This is a genomic window from Bradyrhizobium sp. NAS80.1 (assembly GCF_001908205.1).
GTDB lineage: Bacteria > Pseudomonadota > Alphaproteobacteria > Rhizobiales > Xanthobacteraceae > Bradyrhizobium.
In genome coordinates this window covers 1-721 of record NZ_LGHL01000405.1, presented here as the reverse complement: position 1 = coordinate 721, position 721 = coordinate 1, and the positions used below count along the sequence as shown (strand labels likewise).

The 721-nt window shown below is 53.3% G+C and carries 1 protein-coding gene; it reads right to left on the bottom strand.

From position 1 onward, the window contains the following. Positions 1-184 precede the first annotated feature (184 nt). The coding region (locus tag AC629_RS43860; RefSeq protein ID WP_210419239.1) for a hypothetical protein at positions 185-721 on the bottom strand (537 nt) is incomplete at its 5' end.

Genomic DNA, 721 nt, shown 5'->3' with positions numbered 1-721 from the left:
CGAACTGAAGAATGTAATTCTAGCCGTGTCTCGATCATTCGCGTTTTTACACAGCCAGGGTCATTCGCGACCGAGCCAGCTAGTCCAGCCCGCTACCTGATGTCTGCTTTGCCCCGAAAGCGACCTACTTATGCGCGGCAACGAAACGACGCGATGGGCCAGAAGCAGACCGACGTACGGGCGACTATCTCAGTCCAAATCGATAGGTGAACTGGGCGATTGCGTTCGCCACATCTTCTCGCTTCGCTATCTCGCGCGTGATTCCTAGCGGCCCATTGAACTTGATTGTTATCTTCTCAGGGTTGGACTTCAACCGAGCATCCGTTGTCCAAGACAGCTCGCCGACGCTGATCCCTACGATGTCCCGGCCATCGCACGCCTGCTTGATTGACGAGAATATGCGCTTAGTGTCGTCGACCGAGAGCTTCATCGATTGAATTTCGCCGGCTCCGACGGACATTAAGGTAAAGCCAGAGGGTTCAATGCAGAAGTACAGTTGATTGGATAGCGCGACCTTTTCTTTGGGCCCCAGCTCGGCGCTGAATCGAGACCACGCTTGAGACCCAGCTCGCGACAGGAATCGTCTCAACACCTTAAAAAAGACTTCAACCCTTCGGTAACCATTCATAGGTCTGACGCCGCCGTGTGTGATCGATCTGACGATTAAGGCACCTCGCGATTGATAAACATTACAACGGTTAGCAGCAGACACAGTGGCAAT